Origin of the sequence: Photobacterium pectinilyticum (assembly GCF_024357955.1) — a bacterium.
In the GTDB taxonomy this organism is placed as follows: domain Bacteria; phylum Pseudomonadota; class Gammaproteobacteria; order Enterobacterales; family Vibrionaceae; genus Photobacterium; species Photobacterium pectinilyticum.
Window position 1 is genome coordinate 18,611 of the sequence record NZ_JANEYT010000049.1, and the last position, 17,386, is coordinate 35,996.

Annotated in this window: 14 protein-coding genes; 9 read left to right on the forward strand and 5 right to left on the reverse strand. The window is 38.3% G+C overall.

What is annotated here, in order from left to right; genetic code table 11:
• Nucleotides 1-80: 80 nt before the first annotated feature.
• The 3 genes from NHN17_RS17805 to NHN17_RS17815 form a co-directional block, all read right to left on the reverse strand.
• Entirely contained in the window at nt 81-1,586 is a 1,506-nt protein-coding gene (locus tag NHN17_RS17805; RefSeq protein ID WP_255044008.1) for a BNR-4 repeat-containing protein, read from the reverse strand.
• A gap of 331 nt (nt 1,587-1,917) precedes the next feature.
• Nucleotides 1,918-3,057, reverse strand: coding sequence for a glycoside hydrolase family protein (locus NHN17_RS17810; protein WP_255044009.1), 1,140 nt, complete (start codon nt 3,055-3,057; stop codon nt 1,918-1,920).
• Between the two features lie 152 nt (nt 3,058-3,209).
• On the reverse strand, nt 3,210-4,184 hold the full coding sequence (locus tag NHN17_RS17815; RefSeq protein ID WP_255044010.1) for an AraC family transcriptional regulator: 975 nt from the start codon (nt 4,182-4,184) through the stop codon (nt 3,210-3,212).
• 355 nt (nt 4,185-4,539) lie between these two features.
• On the opposite strand from NHN17_RS17815, the gene NHN17_RS17820 reads away from it, so the two are divergent.
• From NHN17_RS17820 to NHN17_RS17850, 7 genes are all read left to right on the forward strand, one after another.
• Nucleotides 4,540-6,324: a sodium:solute symporter family transporter gene (locus NHN17_RS17820; RefSeq protein ID WP_303629447.1), complete on the forward strand. Its 1,785-nt coding sequence runs from the start codon at nt 4,540-4,542 to the stop codon at nt 6,322-6,324.
• A 181-nt stretch (nt 6,325-6,505) separates the two neighbouring features.
• Nucleotides 6,506-7,879 (forward strand): rhamnulokinase, encoded by a 1,374-nt coding sequence (rhaB, locus tag NHN17_RS17825; protein ID WP_255044011.1) that lies wholly within the window; start codon nt 6,506-6,508, stop codon nt 7,877-7,879.
• Nucleotides 7,880-7,891: 12 nt separating this feature from the next.
• Nucleotides 7,892-9,157, forward strand: a complete 1,266-nt coding sequence (locus NHN17_RS17830; RefSeq protein ID WP_255044012.1) for an L-rhamnose isomerase — start codon at nt 7,892-7,894, stop codon at nt 9,155-9,157.
• Entirely contained in the window at nt 9,157-9,969 is an 813-nt protein-coding gene (gene rhaD / locus NHN17_RS17835) for a rhamnulose-1-phosphate aldolase (protein ID WP_255044013.1), read from the forward strand. Before NHN17_RS17830 ends, rhaD begins: the two co-directional genes overlap by 1 nt.
• 12 nt (nt 9,970-9,981) lie before the next feature.
• Nucleotides 9,982-10,296: an L-rhamnose mutarotase gene (gene rhaM, locus NHN17_RS17840; RefSeq protein ID WP_255044014.1), complete on the forward strand. Its 315-nt coding sequence runs from the start codon at nt 9,982-9,984 to the stop codon at nt 10,294-10,296.
• A gap of 48 nt (nt 10,297-10,344) precedes the next feature.
• Nucleotides 10,345-11,718 carry a sulfatase family protein gene (locus NHN17_RS17845; protein ID WP_255044015.1) on the forward strand — a complete coding sequence of 458 codons (1,374 nt, stop codon included), beginning with the start codon at nt 10,345-10,347 and terminating at the stop codon, nt 11,716-11,718.
• Between the two features lie 98 nt (nt 11,719-11,816).
• Complete coding sequence (locus NHN17_RS17850; RefSeq protein ID WP_255044016.1) at nt 11,817-11,972, forward strand: hypothetical protein; 156 nt, start codon at nt 11,817-11,819, stop codon at nt 11,970-11,972.
• A 478-nt stretch (nt 11,973-12,450) separates the two neighbouring features.
• Here NHN17_RS17850 and NHN17_RS17855 read toward each other — a convergent pair whose 3' ends face one another.
• Together NHN17_RS17855 and NHN17_RS17860 are read right to left on the reverse strand one after the other, a co-directional pair.
• Nucleotides 12,451-13,749 (reverse strand): anaerobic sulfatase maturase, encoded by a 1,299-nt coding sequence (locus tag NHN17_RS17855; RefSeq protein WP_255044017.1) that lies wholly within the window; start codon nt 13,747-13,749, stop codon nt 12,451-12,453.
• A 183-nt stretch (nt 13,750-13,932) separates the two neighbouring features.
• Nucleotides 13,933-14,562 (reverse strand): Crp/Fnr family transcriptional regulator, encoded by a 630-nt coding sequence (locus NHN17_RS17860; RefSeq protein ID WP_255044018.1) that lies wholly within the window; start codon nt 14,560-14,562, stop codon nt 13,933-13,935.
• A 148-nt stretch (nt 14,563-14,710) separates the two neighbouring features.
• Here NHN17_RS17860 and NHN17_RS17865 point away from each other — a divergent pair, with 148 nt between their 5' ends.
• Nucleotides 14,711-15,526, forward strand: a complete 816-nt coding sequence (locus tag NHN17_RS17865; RefSeq protein ID WP_255044019.1) for a sulfite exporter TauE/SafE family protein — start codon at nt 14,711-14,713, stop codon at nt 15,524-15,526.
• 131 nt (nt 15,527-15,657) lie between these two features.
• Nucleotides 15,658-16,806 (forward strand): iron-containing alcohol dehydrogenase, encoded by a 1,149-nt coding sequence (locus NHN17_RS17870; RefSeq protein ID WP_255044020.1) that lies wholly within the window; start codon nt 15,658-15,660, stop codon nt 16,804-16,806.
• Nucleotides 16,807-17,386 lie beyond the last annotated feature (580 nt).

The window sequence follows — 17,386 nt, forward strand, 5'->3', positions numbered from 1 at the left end:
CTTGAATAATGGTCAAACTTATCATTTAAATAGTGCCTAACTACGATAATTGATTAGGCATGTTTCTTTAGCAAATTTCTCTATTTAGAACTGTTTTCACGAGTATCCGCTTCATCTTGGGCTCGTGGAATAGGGCCGTTGTCACCAAGTAGGTACATGTGGCGCCATTCATTTTCTCCTTTTGTCCTTTCTGCAACGAACAGTCGAGCGTCAGGGTGCGCGTTAGTGATCATGGCTGACATCGCCCACCCGGCATCGTTTCTACGCAATAATTCTTTTTGTTTTTCAAAAGTTTCACCACCGTCTTTGGAGTTAAAATACGCTACAACGCCTTCACCTTTTTCTTTATAACCGATAGCGAACGTAATGTCAGTTGGTGACGAAAGGAAAAAGTCTCCTCTTGTATCTACGCCCCAACTTACGGCATCAGCATTTACAGGATTTCCGCCCAACCACTCTTTTCCTGTCCAGCGAATATGGGATGTTTGCTTAGGACCACCAGTTAACTGACCTAAATCAACACCAATATTTGTTCCAATATGCGGGTAACCATTCTCATCTAAGTGTACTGAACCGTTAAAAGTCCATTTTTCACCAGTATCTAATACGAGTGTTTTTTCATTAGCAAGTTCACGTGTTACTGGGAGATCTAGATATTCTCCTTTGATATTACTCCATGTGCCTTCTTTTGTATTAAAGACCATATAATATGCATTGTGGCGTTCAGTTGTATGACCACGCCCATTGTTAGCGTGTCTTTTCCAGCACGGGTGATAATCGTAGGTGATTACAATTTCATCCCCTTTCCCCTTAGTTGCCCAGGCGTACCAACTATCAGTTGCTTCTATATCTTCGCGTTCTTTATGCTCAAGGAAGGATACTGGATTTTCGAATGTACGTCCGTGATCGGTAGATTTTTGAAAAACCCAATCACTCTTATGGGCACCATGGCGATAGAACAAATAAATATCACCGTTATCCATTTTTACTGCTTGGTTGTAATTGCCAAATGGTGGGATATTGTCTAGCTCAATCCAATTCGAAATATCGTAAGGTTTAGCGGAGACAATATGCTTATTTCGACCATCATGCACATCCCCTAATGGATTTTCTCCGTGTCGGGCGCTACCACCGTGCCCACCAAAGAAGATATGAATATAGCCTAAATCATCGATAATCATTGTCGGCTTACCGTGGTTATCAATAGGCCGGCCGGAAGGAGCCCAGTAATTGTCTTTACCTAACTCACTAAAACCGGCTTTAATTGGCCCTTGCCATTCACCTGTATCGTGGTTATATGACACTACATATGGGTCTTCTAAATTACCTTGATAAGTCAGGTATGTAATACCATTTTCATGGATACCAGCTGGAGCTTGAACCACGGCAAGGGGGTTGCCAAAACCATTGTCTGCAAAATATTCAACCATGGCTTTATTTTCATTTGTGTCTTGAGATGCTTGAACGCTAAAGGTACTAGTAAGAAGGGCTATAGAGATAGCAGGAACTATCGCTCGCATTACAAAGCGACGAGATGACAAAGAGTTTGTCTTGGCTTGTAATTTACTGGTTAGACAAAATTTCATTTTTTTCCTTCCAATTATTGAAAATTCAAACGCTATTCTTTCTATATTAGATTGAATAAAAACTAATTATTAATATAAGAAGTTATTGTCATTAATTAAGTAGTGTCTAAGCACTTTATTTATCCTATAAAACAAAAATATAATAAGAAAGGCCCAGGGGGAGGGGTATGTCTATTTTTGAAATAAATGAGGTCAATAATTGCGGATGATTGTCGTTGTTTAAACTTAATGTTTATATTGGTATGAATTGACACAAAGTTATAAACGAAGTGCTATGTCTAACACTTCGTTAAATTAAGAAAAAAATATCAATTCATGCATCTATTTTATTTTATCTAGTGTTACTATTCACCTTTTCAACGAGCTTAGCAATTGCTTCTACATAGTAGTAGTCGCCGTAGATTAAAGAACAGTTTACGCCGAGGCCTTTAGGTACGTTGAACGTTCCACCGAGAAGGATACCTTGTTCTTCTGGTTGGTCAAATGTGGTATAGCGTTGATGGATATTATGCAGGATATTAACCGCAGAATTTAGACATTTTATGCTTGTTTTTTGATCTTCAACTAATTCAGATATTAATAACATGCCACTTGCGGCACAAGCAGCTGCTGATGTGTCGCGTGGTGTTGTTTCATCTAATGGTGCTCGGAAGTCCCAATATGGTACACGATCTTCTGGTAAGCAGCTTAAGAAGAAGTGGGCAGTCTTTAACGCAGCCTGAAGATACTTAGCTTCTTTTGTATACTTATAAGCCAGCGCAAAACCATGTATTGCCCATGAGGCACCTCGGCTCCAAGCGGAGTCTTCATCATAGCCTTGACCGCTATGATATGATTTAATGTTTCCATTTAGATAATCAAACTCGACCATGTGTCGAACAGAGCCATCTGAGCGAATAAATTCTTTGAGTACAGTGTCTGCATGAGCTTTGGCTATTAAAGCAAAGCGAGGGGCATTGAGTTGCTCTGCTGCCCAGAATAGAATGGGTAAGTTCATCATGCTATCGATGATACTTAAACCTCTAGGGTCGGCGCTGTTGACATCATTTTTGTTCCAAGCAGTGATGAAGTTACCGCTAATGTTGAAGCGACTTGCGAGGTGACTTGCAGCTTTTAAAGCTCTCGTCTTTGATTCTTCGTTACCAAAGAGCTCATAGTGTTTTATGGAAGTGAGCTGCCACATAAAACCGACGTCATGATGTATATTAACGTACTCATCAAGAGGTTGATCCATTAAATTTTCACGATCAATTGCGATTTTTTTGAATGGTTCATGTTTTTCTTTCTCGTACAGCAACCAAAGTAAACCTGGCCAAAAACCGACGACCCAAGCCCATGGTGCATGTGTATCACAATACACACCATCTGTAGTCATAGAAGGAAATTTTACAGTCATTTCATCACTTGTAATCTTCACTTTATTAACAATGTCAGACCAAGCACAATTAACCCATGAAAAATCTTTTTGCATATGTGCAACTTCCAGATGTTACAATAAATATTAAAATTTATATACAAAAAAGACACAGTTAGAAACGACAATTTTTGTGAAGTTTTAGGTGTATTTTTGCATTTTTTTGATTTCAGAGTTATAAGTAAATGGTATATCACCTATGGGCTCTGTTAAATCAATTCAGAACAAGCTGAGTTTCTATACTCTCTTGGTGAAAGGCCATATTTTTGTCGAAATTTTCTATAAAAGTCACTTGTGTTAGAAAATCCAACTTCGATTGCAATTTCATTAATGCTAACATTGGTTACTTTAATTAGTTCGCAGAACTTGTTGAATCTAATATCTCGGAGAAGTGTGTTGAATGTTTTGCCACTTTCTTTTTTTATTAGTTTTGATAGGTTGTAGTTCTTCATTTTTAACTGTTCGGCAATGCTGTTTAAGCTAGCTTTTTGCAAGTCACGTTCTATATGACCAATTACTTGAGATAAAACTTTACTTTCATGAGATTTCTTGTCAATGACGTAAGGTGATTCTTGTATTAACTCAATAACTAGAAGACCAAGAAGAAACTTAATCTTTGACTCCATAAAACTGCCTTTAATCGTCAGTTCATTAACGATACTGTCTAACAGGCTCTCTATGGGTTTTTTATTAAATGTTGTAAATATAAGTGCTTTTGAGGTGGAATTCTTAAAAATAGCATCAATAAAGAAGCTAGAAAGACTGTTTTTATCATCAATAAATTCAAAGATATAGCTAAAGTATTTTTTATGAATAATGAAATTAAGAATGATATCCTCTTTCGTTGAGGGAAGTATTTCATGCATAGCACCTGGACCCATAAAGAGTATATCACCTTTGCGAATCTGACACTTTTTTCCTTCTATATATTGAACTGAGTTACCTTCTAGAACATAACATATTTCTACGTAGTCATGTGTGTGTGCAGGATAATGAATGTATCGAGTGTGTTTTCTGATCGATATCATTTTTCCTTTAGGTACTACTTTATCAAATGAAATTGTGGTTTTGTTCGCATCTTTGAAAATTGACATGTCAATGCTATTTTGGTTATCGAGTATACTCCTTTCTTCATCATTGTTGTCTTTCATAAACTCAGTAAGTTTGTTTAATGCAGTGTTCATAAATTTTTACCAACGTATAATTTAATTAAAATTATATGCAAAAATTGACCTCTAAAAAAACCAAAATAGCCATTTTTTGTAACTGCTGAGTAATATACAATGAATTTTATTTTTTTAAATTAAAACATTGGTTTATTTTTATTATTTGATTGATTATTGTGAAGCAGATCTCGTTGTGTGGTTATTTGTTTATGTAGTCTTGTTATCAAATAGTTGATTGTTTGGTTTTTATCTGAGTTGGTCGTTGAATTAATAAATTTTAATTATGTGAATGAAACAAGTTTGGTTTCATTTATTTACTTTTACATCAAAACATCAGAATGAGAAAGTACGGATATAGTAAAAGGGATGAATTATGGTTGATATAGCTGTTGTCATTATATACTTTGGTTTTTTAATTGCAATTGGAATATTATTTAAATCATTCAGTTCTTCGACAAGTGATTATTTTCGTGGTGGCGGTAAGATGCTGTGGTGGATGGTCGGGTCAACATCCTTTATGACAGCAGTAAGTGCAATGACTTTTACCGGACATATGGGTAAAGCTTTAACAGGTGGTTTTGCGGTTGCAACGACAGTATTCTATGCAAATGCCTTGGGTTACTTATGTAACTATCTATTTTTTGCAGCTAAAGCTCGCCAAATGCGTGTAATTACTCCTCTTGAAGGGGTTCGTATGCGTTTGGGGCCAATTAACGAGCAGGTATTTACCTGGGCAAATGTACCTTTGAGCGTGTTGCAGGCATCGATTTGGGTTAATGCGTTGGCGGTATTTACGAGTGCAGTTATTGGTATTCCGCTTCAACAAACGATCATTGTGGCGGGCTGTGTTGTACTTTTCATGTCTTTAGTAGGTGGTAGTTGGGCAGTTATTGCATCAGATTTTATGCAGATGATTATCCTTACTACGATGACGCTAGTAACCGGTGCTGTCGCAATCTGGAAATCTGGTGGTCTAGTTCCACTGCTTGATGCAGGTCTACCTGAGCAGCCGTTTATTGGTGATGGATATAATCACACTTACTTGTTTGTTGGGTGGTTTATATTTATGTTTATCAAGCAGTTTTTTAGTACCAATAATATGGTCGATTCTTATCGTTACATTTCAGCAAAAGATACAAAAAACGCGAGAAAAGCAGCGATCTTGGCGGGCACGTTGATGTTAATTGGTCCTGTTCTTTGGTTTGTTCCAGCATGGTATGTTGCGGCTCACTACCCAGACACAAGCACTTGGGGGCTGGCAGGGTTAGGGGCTAAAGTTGCGGATGCCACGTACTTTATGTTCGTAAGTCGAGAAATGCCTGTAGGTATGGTTGGTCTGATGCTTGCGGCTATGTTTGCTGCAACTATGTCTTCAATGGATTCAGCATTAAACCGTAATGCGGGGATCATCCTTAAGAGTGTCTATGAGCCTTATTTTTGTAAGAATCATTCTGAAAAGCACTTAATCTTTGTAAGCAAGCTTCTAACTGCGGTGTTCGGAATTATCATCATTATTGCTGCTCTGTTCTTAACATCTTTAAAAGAGTTCGGATTGTTCGATTTGACGATGTTAGTAAGTACTTTAATCGGCTTCCCAATTCTTATTCCTTCAATTATGTGTTTCTTTATTAGAAAAACACCTGATTGGGCTGGTTGGGGAACAGTACTTGTTGGTATGGCTGTATCAGGAACGATTGCATTTGGAATGACACCTGAAGTCATTGAATCCATTCTTAATCTAGAGCAACCATTGACATCAAGAGAATATACTGAAATGAAGTCTGTAACACTAGGCTTAATTGGACACTTAAGTATTACACTTCCTTTCTTTATCTTGTCGCAGTATTTCTACAAAGGGCATACTGAGCAACGACAAAAGGAAGTTGACCAATTCTTTTCAAATGTTGATACAGAGGTTATTGTTGAAGATACACCACAGAGTGTTGCAATGGATAACAAGCAAAATAGTGTACTAGGTAAGATGGTTCTGATTGCTTCACTCTTTATTTTGTCACTAACATTGGTTCCAAACCCAATGTGGGGGCGTATGCTCTTTGTCATTATTGCTGCGATACTTGCACTGGTTGGTACTCTCTTGGTTAAGTCTAAGCGCTCGTTAGAGGTTAGTAGTACGCCGAAAGAAGAAGTTTCTGCATAACCACAACCCTATCTGAAGTAAAAACCACTTCAATTCGATTAATATTTAATTTGAATTGAAGTGGTTTTTTTATGTTATGACTTTTTTTAGTTATGCAAAAAATGACTCTCTTTAGGGCAAAATGAGATATTTCATATAAATCTGTAGGTTGTAGAATTAAGTTAATCAATCGGAGGTTGCTATGAATTATTTTCTAGCTGTAGATATAGGTGCGTCTAGCGGGAGACATTTGTTAGGCTATTTAAAAGACGAAAAGATTGTTCTTGAAGAAATTTATAGATTCACTAATAAATTGTCCGATAAAAATGGGCAATTATGTTGGGATCTAGAGTCATTATTCTCTCATGTATTACGTGGACTTGAAGAGTGTGTAAAAATAGAAAAAATTCCACAAAGTATTGGTATTGATACATGGGGGGTTGATTTTGTTCTTTTAGATGAATCAGAAGAAGTCATCGGAAATACCGTGTCTTATCGTGATGACCGTACCAAAGGTGTTATGGAGCGAATTTGTAATCAGGTTGGAAGTAAAGAAATTTACAATAAAACCGGTATTCAGTTTATGAGCTTTAACACCTTGTATCAGCTGGATTCAATTGATATTGAAGAGAAGCGTAAAGCATGTTCATTCTTAATGATACCAGACTACTTGAACTACCTGCTTACAGGTGAAAAGGTTAACGAGTATACAAATGCGACAACGACGCAGATGTTTAACCTTTCGAGTGATCAGTGGGATAAGGATTTACTGGAAGTGGCTGGTGTTACAAGTGATATCTTTGGTGAAACCAAGTTACCTGGTCACTGCATTGGTCGCCTAAAAGAGAGTATCAAAGCTATAGTTGGCTTTGACTGTAACGTGGTTTTGCCTGCTACGCATGATACAGGTTCAGCTTTTATTGCCAGCGTTTTTGATATCGAGGAGGACGGTGTCATTCTGAGCTCAGGGACTTGGTCACTTTTGGGCAAAGAATTAGATAAACCTATTGTCTCAGATGCGTCCAGAAAGAACAATTTCACAAATGAAGGTGGCTACGATAAACGGTTCAGATTCCTAAAAAATATTATGGGTCTCTGGATTATTCAGGAAGTATCTAGAATTTTAGATTACCGATATTCATATGCTGAACTAGCTCAAATGGCAAGAGAATCAAAAGAGTTCACTTCAATTATTGACGTTAACAATGAACGATTTTTTGTTAGTGAAAATATGATTGAGGAAATTGTTGAATACTGTAAAGAGACAGGTCAAGCATATCCAACAGAAATTGGTGAAGTGTGTATCTGTGTTTACCGAAGTCTTGCTAAATCATACGGAGATTGCATCAATGAAATGATCGAGATTACAGGTAAAAATATTAACAAGATTAATATAATTGGTGGCGGAAGTAAAAATGACTTCTTAAACGAGTTAATTGAAGAAGTAACAGGGAAAGAAATAGTCGTTGGCCCTGTAGAAGCAACGGGTATGGGTAACATTATTGTACAGATGTTATCAATGGGTGAGATTAATAATTTAACAACCGCTAAGAACTACGTTAAAAACAGCATATAATTAGGAACAGTCATGGAACAAAGTTTAAAAAATCGATATGAATTAAGCAAGTCACTTTATGCCAAATGGGGCATTGATGTTGACTCAGTATTAGAAAAGCTTAAAAACGTAAAAGTCTCTATCCACTGTTGGCAAGGTGATGACGTTACTGGTTTCGAAGAAGCGCGTCATGAACTATCCGGCGGTATCTCAGCAACAGGTAGTTACCCGGGTAAAGCGACCAATGCATTAGAGTTGAGAGCTGATCTTGATAAAGCACTGAGTCTTATCCCTGGTAATCACAAAATTAACCTTCATGCACTATATGCTGAAACGAATGGCGTTGTTGTTGAACGAGATGAGTTAAAGCCTGAACATTTTGCTGGTTGGGTAGAGTGGGCTAAAGAACGTGATCTTGGCCTAGATTTTAACCCTAGTCTTTTTTCACACCCCAATGCTAGCGAAGGATTGACTCTATCTCATCCAAACAAAGAAATTCGTGACTTTTGGATTAAGCACTGTATCGCTTCTCGAAAAATTGGTGAATATTTTGGTAAAGAACTGGACCAAACTTGTTTAACCAATATCTGGATTCCTGATGGATACAAAGATACTCCGAGTAATCGTTTTGAACCTCGTCAACGATTGAAAGAATCATTGGACGAAATCTTTGCAGTTGATGTCGACGAACAATACAACAAAGACTCAGTTGAATCGAAAGTATTCGGTATTGGTGTGGAGTCTTATACAGTTGGTTCTCACGAATTTTACATGGGCTATGCCATTGCAAATAACAAGCTTTGTTTGCTAGATAATGGTCACTACCACCCAACGGAGTCGGTAGCCGACAAAATTTCATCAATGCTTCTGTATCAAGATGAGCTTGCACTTCACGTAACTCGACCAGTACGTTGGGATAGTGACCACGTAGTGACATTCAATGATGAAGTAAAAGAGATTGCTAAAGAATTAGTGCGCACAGATAGCTTAGACAAAGTTTACCTAGGTCTAGATTTCTTCGATGCAAGCATTAATCGTATTGCAGCTTGGGTCCTAGGTACAAGAAACATGCAAAAAGCCCTGCTTGAGGCAATGCTAATGCCACACGAAAAGTTAACTCAGCTTCAAAATGAAGGTGACTTTACTCAACGTTTGGTACTAATGGAAGAGTTGAAAACATACCCATTAGGCGATATCTGGAACTACTTCTGTGAAATTAATGATGTACCGGCAAACGAAGACTGGTTTAAATCAGTTGTTAATTACGAACAAGAAGTTCTGCTTAAGCGAGGTCAATAATGGAACAATTAGCATTTGTACAAGAGTTTAAGAAAACGGCTCAAGACGCTTGGTTAAAAGGTTGGCATGAACGTAATGGTGGTAACCTTTCATATCGATTAGCCGACTCTGAAGTTACTGAAGCTCGTCCATTCTTTACTGAGTCAACGCCTTGGCTTGATATCGGTGTTACCGTACCTAATCTAGCAAATCAATACTTTATTGTTACAGGTAGTGGTAAGTACTTCCGTAACGTTGAAGTCTGTCTTGAAGAAAATGCCGGTATCATTCAGGTCTCAGCAGACGGTTCCCAGTATAAAATCTTATGGGGCTTGATTAACGGTGCTAAACCAACAAGTGAGCTTCCAGCACACTTGATGAATCACTCGGTGAAATATGATGTGACTGGGGGCAAACATCGAGTTGTTATGCATTCCCATACAACAAACTTAATTGCACTTACATTTGTGTTACCACTAGAAGCAGAAACCTTTACCAGAGAGCTTTGGGAAATGGCAACTGAGTGTCCTGTTGTTTTCCCTGATGGGGTCGGGATCGTCCCATGGATGGTTCCTGGTGGTAAGGCGATTGCCGAACATACTAGTGAGTTAATGAAAAAGTATGATGTTGCTATCTGGGCACACCACGGCACTTTCTGTTCTGCAGAAGATCTTAGCTTGGTGTTTGGCTTGATGGACACGGTAGAAAAAGCTGCTGAAATCTTAGTTAAGGTTCTAGCGATGGGGGGTAAGCGACAAACTATCCAAACCCAAGAGTTTAAAGAATTAGAGTCTGCTTTTAATGTAAAACTTAATCAAAGTGTTTTAGCTTAGGAGTTGAGTTTTATGATCAGAAAAGCCTTTAAACTAAAAGTAAATCAAGGTTGTTTCGCTGAATATAAAAAGCGGCATGATAATATTTTTCCTGATTTAGTTGAAGTACTTAAGGAAGCTGGTGCTCAAAACTACTCTATCTTTCTAGACGAAGAAACAGGTTGTTTGTTTGGTTATGTTGAATTAGACTGCCTTGAAAGATGGAACGCCGTTTCAAAAACAGAAGCTTGTCAGAAATGGTGGAAGTATATGGATGATATCATGGAAACCAATGCTGATATGAGTCCTAAATCCACTGAGCTGAAAGAGATGTTTTATCTAGAATAACTGTTGTTATTTAGATTCAAGAAACGTATTAAATATCAAGAGGAACTTATGAAGAAGCCCAACATTATTGTTATCTTTAGTGACCAACAACGGTGGGACACACTTGGGTGTTATGGTCAGGAGCTACCTGTTACTCCTAATCTTGATGAGCTCGCAAATAACGGTGTGATGTTTACTAATGCATTTACTGTTAATCCTGTTTGTGGCCCGACCCGCTCAACTATGCAGACAGGTCTATACCCAACTGAAACGGGTTGTTTCCGAAACGATATTATTTTGCCGGAAGACAAAAAAACAGTGGCTCACTTTTTATCTGATGAGGGTTACAGCGTTGGATATGTTGGCAAATGGCACTTAGCTTCAAACAACACGGCACACGAAGGTTTCGTAGTCGCTGCGCCTACAGAGAGTTCTGGTGAAACGATCGATAATTGCTTTACTGCAATACCAAAGCAGTATCGTGGTGGCTACAAGGATTTTTGGGTTGCTTCAGATATTCTTGAAGGCACATCGCATGGCTATGGTGGCTTCATGTTTGATATCGATGGTAACAAGGTCAGCTGGGACGAAGATGTCTACCGCGCAGATTTTCTAACTGATCTGACAACGGACTATATTGATAACTACGAAAAAGAAAAACCTTTCTTCCTGTTCTTATCGTACCTTGAACCTCATCATCAGAACGATAGAAAGACATATGAAGGTCCACACGGTTCGAAAGAGAAGTGGAGTGACTTCAAAGTACCTGGCGACTTAGAACCGTTTGTTAATGGTGACTGGGCAGAAGAGTATCCAGATTACCTAGGTTGCTGTCATAACTTGGACGAAAATGTGGGTAAAATTCGTCAGGCTGTTAAAGATAAGGGCCTTGATGACAATACCATCATTGTTTACTTGAGCGATCATGGTTCACACTTTAAGACCAGAAACGGTGAGTATAAGCGTTCGTGTCATGATTCTTCAATCCGAATTCCTTTCATCATATATGATCCTCGTGCAAAAGCGGGACAAGTTATTGATGATCATGCAAGCATTATTGATGTAGTCCCTACCTTGCTCAAGGCGGCGGGTATTAATGTTCCAAGTTACATGCAAGGTCAACCGTTGCAAGATTTGTATATTGATAACGCTTCCAAGGATAACGTTAGTTTCATCCAGATTAGTGAGTCGCAGGTAGGTCGAGCAATTCGTACTGAAAAGTGGACTTATTCTGTGTCGGCGTTAGATCAAAGTGGATTGTTAGAAAAAGATAGTGAGGTTTATCAAGAAGAGTTTCTATACAATCTTGTAGATGATCCATATCAATTGGAAAATTTGGTATGTAATTCAGATTATAAAGAGATTAAGAGTGATTTAAAAAATATCTTACTTGAAGAAATATTTAGAGTTGAAGGAAAACGACCAAAAATTATTGAAGTATAATTCACTATTCATTTAAATTTTATTTACTAGTCTTCAGGTTAATTCAAGCTATGTTCCATAGCTTGAATTATATCCTAGTGAATGTTCAAGGAGGATTTATGAGTACCGTTGGTGATGAAAAAACAAGAGAAAGAATTAAGAACATAAACAGTTTGCATGAACTTTCTCGAAAAAAGAGAAAAACTAAGTTTCGTGAGCAAGCTTCATCACAAATTAAGATTGCTAGAGAAATTAAGTATGCTTCAGTTAGATAGTTAATATTTTACTGTAAATGATACAGTTATCTTTTTGAGTTGAATATTAATCTTATTTCTGTTGGAAAAAAGTTACATAGTGGTTCAGGGCTGTCGTCAGTTTCTTATTGGCATTGTTTGTTTTTTGGAAACCCCTTTATTGCTAAAATATCACTTCGCTTGTTGGCTTATCTGATCAAGTTGTTCAATGGCTTGTTCGTATTGGTTGTGTAGGTAGGTTTTATGCAGGGAAGTTAAATTATAAGGGGCTATCTGTATCATTTTGATGGTAAGTAAAATTCTACTGGCAGTGGTTTTACTTATGGAGTGATTTCGCAAGTACAGTTAGTTTAGTTAAGCCTATTATATTACTGATTAGTAATAAGCTAGGAATTAGCAGAGAAGCGACAAGTACAACTGAAACTTTCAGCTTTATAAATATTGTCCTTTTCGGTGCTTTATTAAACCCCCGGTTTTTCCGGGGGTTTATGGTTATAAATTAAGCGCAACAACGTTTAAATTTTTTACCACTATTACAAGGGCATAAGGCATTTCGACTTACTTTCTTTTTTGTCCCCTTGTGTTGTTCGTTATTATAATAGTTCATGATTTGTGCTGGAGAGTCCCCGTTATTTATCAGCTTTACCATGAAAGCCATTGCGTTTTGACTATGGTCAAAGAAACTATAGTAGCCTTCGCATAAGTAGTTATGGTCGGGATTTCCACTAGGTCCCGGTAAGAAGCGATGTTTCGGACAGCCGCCATGACAGGCAAATCGATATCGACAAGACTGACATTTGCTGTTTAACTCTTTAGATTTTTTTAAGCCAAACTCAATTGCTGCTTCACTGTTGTTCATCGTCTTGATTGATTCATTGTGAATGTTGCCAAGCTTGTACTCTGGATAAACATAGTGGTCACATTGAAATAAGTCTCCATTCGCTTCTAAAGCGAATGCATGACCACATCTCGGGGAGAATACGCATATTGTACTTTGTTGGCCTGTCCAAGCTGATAGTGTTGCGTCAAATTGCTGAACAAAGATGCTTCCAACATCATTTCTCACCCAATGGTCGAAAATTTCATTTAGGAAAGTACCATATTCTTTTGGGTTGACAGACCATTGAGTGACATCACCCAGCTTTTCATCTGGGTTAACTAACCATGTATCATTTGTTGACTGATCAGAGTCTTGTCGCTCAACTAATGGAATGAATTGTATAAAGTTTGAACCGATGCTTTTTAGATATTGGTAGACTTTAAGTGGTTGTTTAACATTCTGATCATTGACCACTGTGAGAGTATTAAACTCAACTTTGTGTTTCTTCAGCAATTTTATGGCTTTTAAAACTTTAGAGTGCGTTCCTTTACCACTGGTATTTGTTCGATATACATCATGAAGATCTTCTGGGCCGTCAATAGAAACGCCAATCAGAAAGTCGTTCTCTTTAAATAGTTGACACCACTCATCATTAATCAATATTCCATTAGTTTGGAATGCATGAGATATTTTTTTGTTTTTACCATAAAGTTTGCACAATCGAACCACAGTTCGATAAAAATTAATGCCCAATAATGTTGGCTCACCGCCTTGCCAAGAAAATTGTACAGAATCACTGTTTTGTGCTTCTATATATTGCTTGACGTACTTTTCTAGTGTTTCGTCGTTCATACGCCAGTTTTTTTGCCGATCAGGATAGAGTTTTTCTTTTTCTAAATAGAAGCAGTATTCACAATCGATATTGCATACCGAGCCTGAGGGCTTGGCCATAACGTGACAGTTGGATATTTGGTTCATTAATTTACCTATAAGAATATTCTAGATGGTACTTTGCTGAGATAAGCGTATGAGAATAGTAATATTATTGCTGAAACGTCGATTTTGATGAATCTTGAGTTTAGCAGCGAACAGTATTGTGATGACACTACACATGTGGATGAGCGGCGCTCTAGGATTTGTTTATTTTAGAAAACAGTTTTTTCATTTCATGATTTCCTTCGAGGCCTGTCGGTATCGGTCAAGCTTGTTCAGATCTAAAGGGTGCGGTTTTCTATGTTGCTTACATAACACTCCAGATTCTTTTAAAGATTTGCAGAAGCGAATAACTGTCGTTACATCTGTTGCGCTGTATTCGCTAATTTCTCGATATGTCCAAGGGTATTGAGGGTAGTAGGAAAAAAAATGATGGATTGTATCGATAATTCTATTTTTGGCATTAAACGCACTAAATTGAACTAGGCGTTTCTCTGCATCTCCAAGCTCATGACAAACTTCAATCGCCAGTGTTTTAGCGAGTTCGGATGATAATTGCTGTAACGATTCAAAGCTTTTCACATCAAATTTTTTTACTTCACTGTTTTCCATTGCTCTTGCTGTGGCGGGATAGCGTTGATTTGTGAACAATGAGCGGTAACCAAAAAACGAGCCAGGCCCATAAAGGCGTAAAAGAGACTCTTTTCCAGTATCAGCAACTTGATATAAACCAATAATGCCCTTGTCTACATGATAGAACCCTGACGCTTTAGTGTTACTGATGTAAACAGCTTCTCTTTTACTGACATTTAGCGAAACAGTACTGCTGTGTAATGAGTATTGAGATATCGGTTTCATTATCATCCAAATAACCCTTTATTGATAGACTCATTGTACTGCAAATATTTACCTCAAAATATGATCAAAACCATAAATTAAAGAAGTGCCGACACGTTATATTATAATTATTGAAATTTTGTTTTAATTATTGGGTTTGGGGAGGGTTATGGACGCTTTTGAGTTGTTAGTTAGTGTATGGTCAACTGATGCAGTGCTGTTAAAGCTACTACTTGGGAGTATCTTTGGCTTATGTTTAGGGCTGACCGGTGTTGGTGGCGGGGTATTGTTGATCCCTATGTTACAACTGTTTTGCGGCATGTCCCCGGTGCTTGCTGTGGGAACGGCGAGCATGATCTCTGCGATGGTAAAAGTGAACGCGTCATTTCTACATATTAGGGCGCGGAATGTCTCTTGGAAAAAGATAATACTGCTATTTATTGGAGCAGTGCCTGTTACCTTGCTGGTTACTCAAGTTGTGGTTTACTTTAATGCACACCCTTTTTATTCCGAAGCGACTGAGACAACAATTGCGTGGCTAGTGACGATTGTAATGATTGGATCGTTGATATCTGTATTCTCAAAATACAAGAGTGAGAATGTGGCCATTAGCCATCATTCAGAACATAAACTTAACACTAAGAAGGCAATAGTGTCGGGGATGTTTTGTGGATCTATTTTGGGCTCTACAGGTGTCGGTGGTGGTGTTTTGTTACTTCCTATTTTGAATAGTGTTCTCCATGTAGATATTAAGAAAGCAATTGGCTCATCTGTTGTCTTAGCTCTGTTTTTATCTGCCATTGCTGCAGTTGGATATGCAAGTGGCGGTCAGTCTGATATCGATACTGCGATACTGTTTTTTGTCGGCTCTTTCGTGGGTGTACCAGTTGCTGCACATCTGATGAAGCATATGTCTGAAAGCCATATTTATGTTGTAACCATGCTTGTTATATCCGTAAGTCTGTTTTCTTACATTATTTTATAAAATTTATATGAATTGTGGCTAACCTAGGGCACTTTACTTGAGTTTAAGCGTTAGCAAACGCAAGCCGCTGGTCATAATTCAAAGCTTTGATTATTCGTTTTTTTTGTAACTTTACTTATATTGGAAAAATTATGGCATTTACTTTAGCATTTCCGAAAATCAACATCTCTGGTGAGAATGCAATCAAAGAGTTGGTCTGTCACTTGGTTTCAAAAGGTGTGGACCATGGGTTTATTATTGCAGACCAAGCGTTAGAGCAATTGGGGTTACTAGAGCCGTTGATAGGTGCGCTTAATGAGAGTGGATTACCTTTTACTTGTTTTACGGAAACTGTACCTAATCCAACGGTGAGCGTTGTTAATCAGGCATATGAGGCCTACAAAGAGTCAGGTGCAAGTTATATTATTGGTTTCGGTGGAGGTAGTGCGATTGATACGGCGAAAGCCGTGAAGATTCTTACTGCTAACCCGCAGCCAATTACTTTGTACACCGGTGTGAATAACGTTAAAAAATCAGGTGTACCGTTATTTGCTATCAATACTACCGCGGGTACGGCTGCAGAAGTCACCAGTAATGCGGTTATTACTGATGAAGAGACAAAGGTTAAATGTGTCATTATCGATAGTAATATAATCCCGGATGTTTCAGTAAATGACCCAAGTATTATGCTCGGTCTACCAGCGGAAGTGACTGCTGCTACTGGTATGGATGCGTTAACTCATGCAATCGAAGCATATGTTTCGGTTGGAGCACATATTCTTACCGACCACTCAGCTTTAGAGTCCGTACGTTTGATCAGTCAATACTTACCGCATGCAGTTGAAGACGGTTCAAATCTAGAAGCGCGTGAAATGATGGCGCTTGGTCAGTTCCTTGCTGGTATGGCCTTCAATAGTGCTGGACTTGGTATGGTTCATGCGATGGCTCACCCTGCTGGCGCACATAAGAACTTACCTCATGGTGTTTGTAATGCGATCTTGTTACCTATCGTATGTGAATTTAACCGACCTCATCGAGTAGAGAAGTTTGCTAATTTAGCTCCAGCATTAGGTTGCAATGTTGCAGGTTTATCCAAAGAGCAGGCAAGCATTGAAGCGGTTAAAGCTATTTGCGAACTTAGTGAGAGAGTGGGTATCCCACAAGGCTTTGCACAACTGGGTGTTACGAAGCAGGATGTTAATCAGTGGGTAGAAAGTGCGCTGGCAGATCCGTGTGCTGGGGGAAACCCTGTCGCTATGACTGCTGATGACGTGCTTGCGCTATACATGAAGTCGCTTTAATAGACCTTATTATATTTAAGTATATGAATAAAAGAGGGGAGTCATCGATTACTGTGACTTTTTTGGCTTACAGGAAACTATTCTGTTGAATGATAGCATTGAACGTTTTTCGCTATTATTGAAATTCCCTGCTCCAAAAGGGTTGTATTCTGCCCTCGGCCAACTGCTGACGACTCATGATAGTATTGCTTGTTTCTTTGTCGAGAAGAGCGTACTACTTTCAGCAGTTGGTTTTCTCTTCTATATCTCACCATGAGTGTTTACGAATTTATGGTGCTTATGTTGTTGAATTGTATCCTGCTTGATTTATTTGATTACCATACGTGTTGCTCAAGGTCGAAGTTATGGCCGGCAAACGCTGGATGGTTTGCTTTGATATTCATTTTGATTCCGTTTCTAAACCAAGCGGCTTCACGAAAGATAGACTGTTGCACCCATAACATTAGAATTTGCGTTGCAGCATAAGTAAAGAATATTGCCTCTTATATGTAAGCGGGTATTCCTACCCACATTCAGATAACCCTCAATACTTGGTATTGATATAGCTTCTTTATTCCACGGAGCTTTATCATGACTCGCG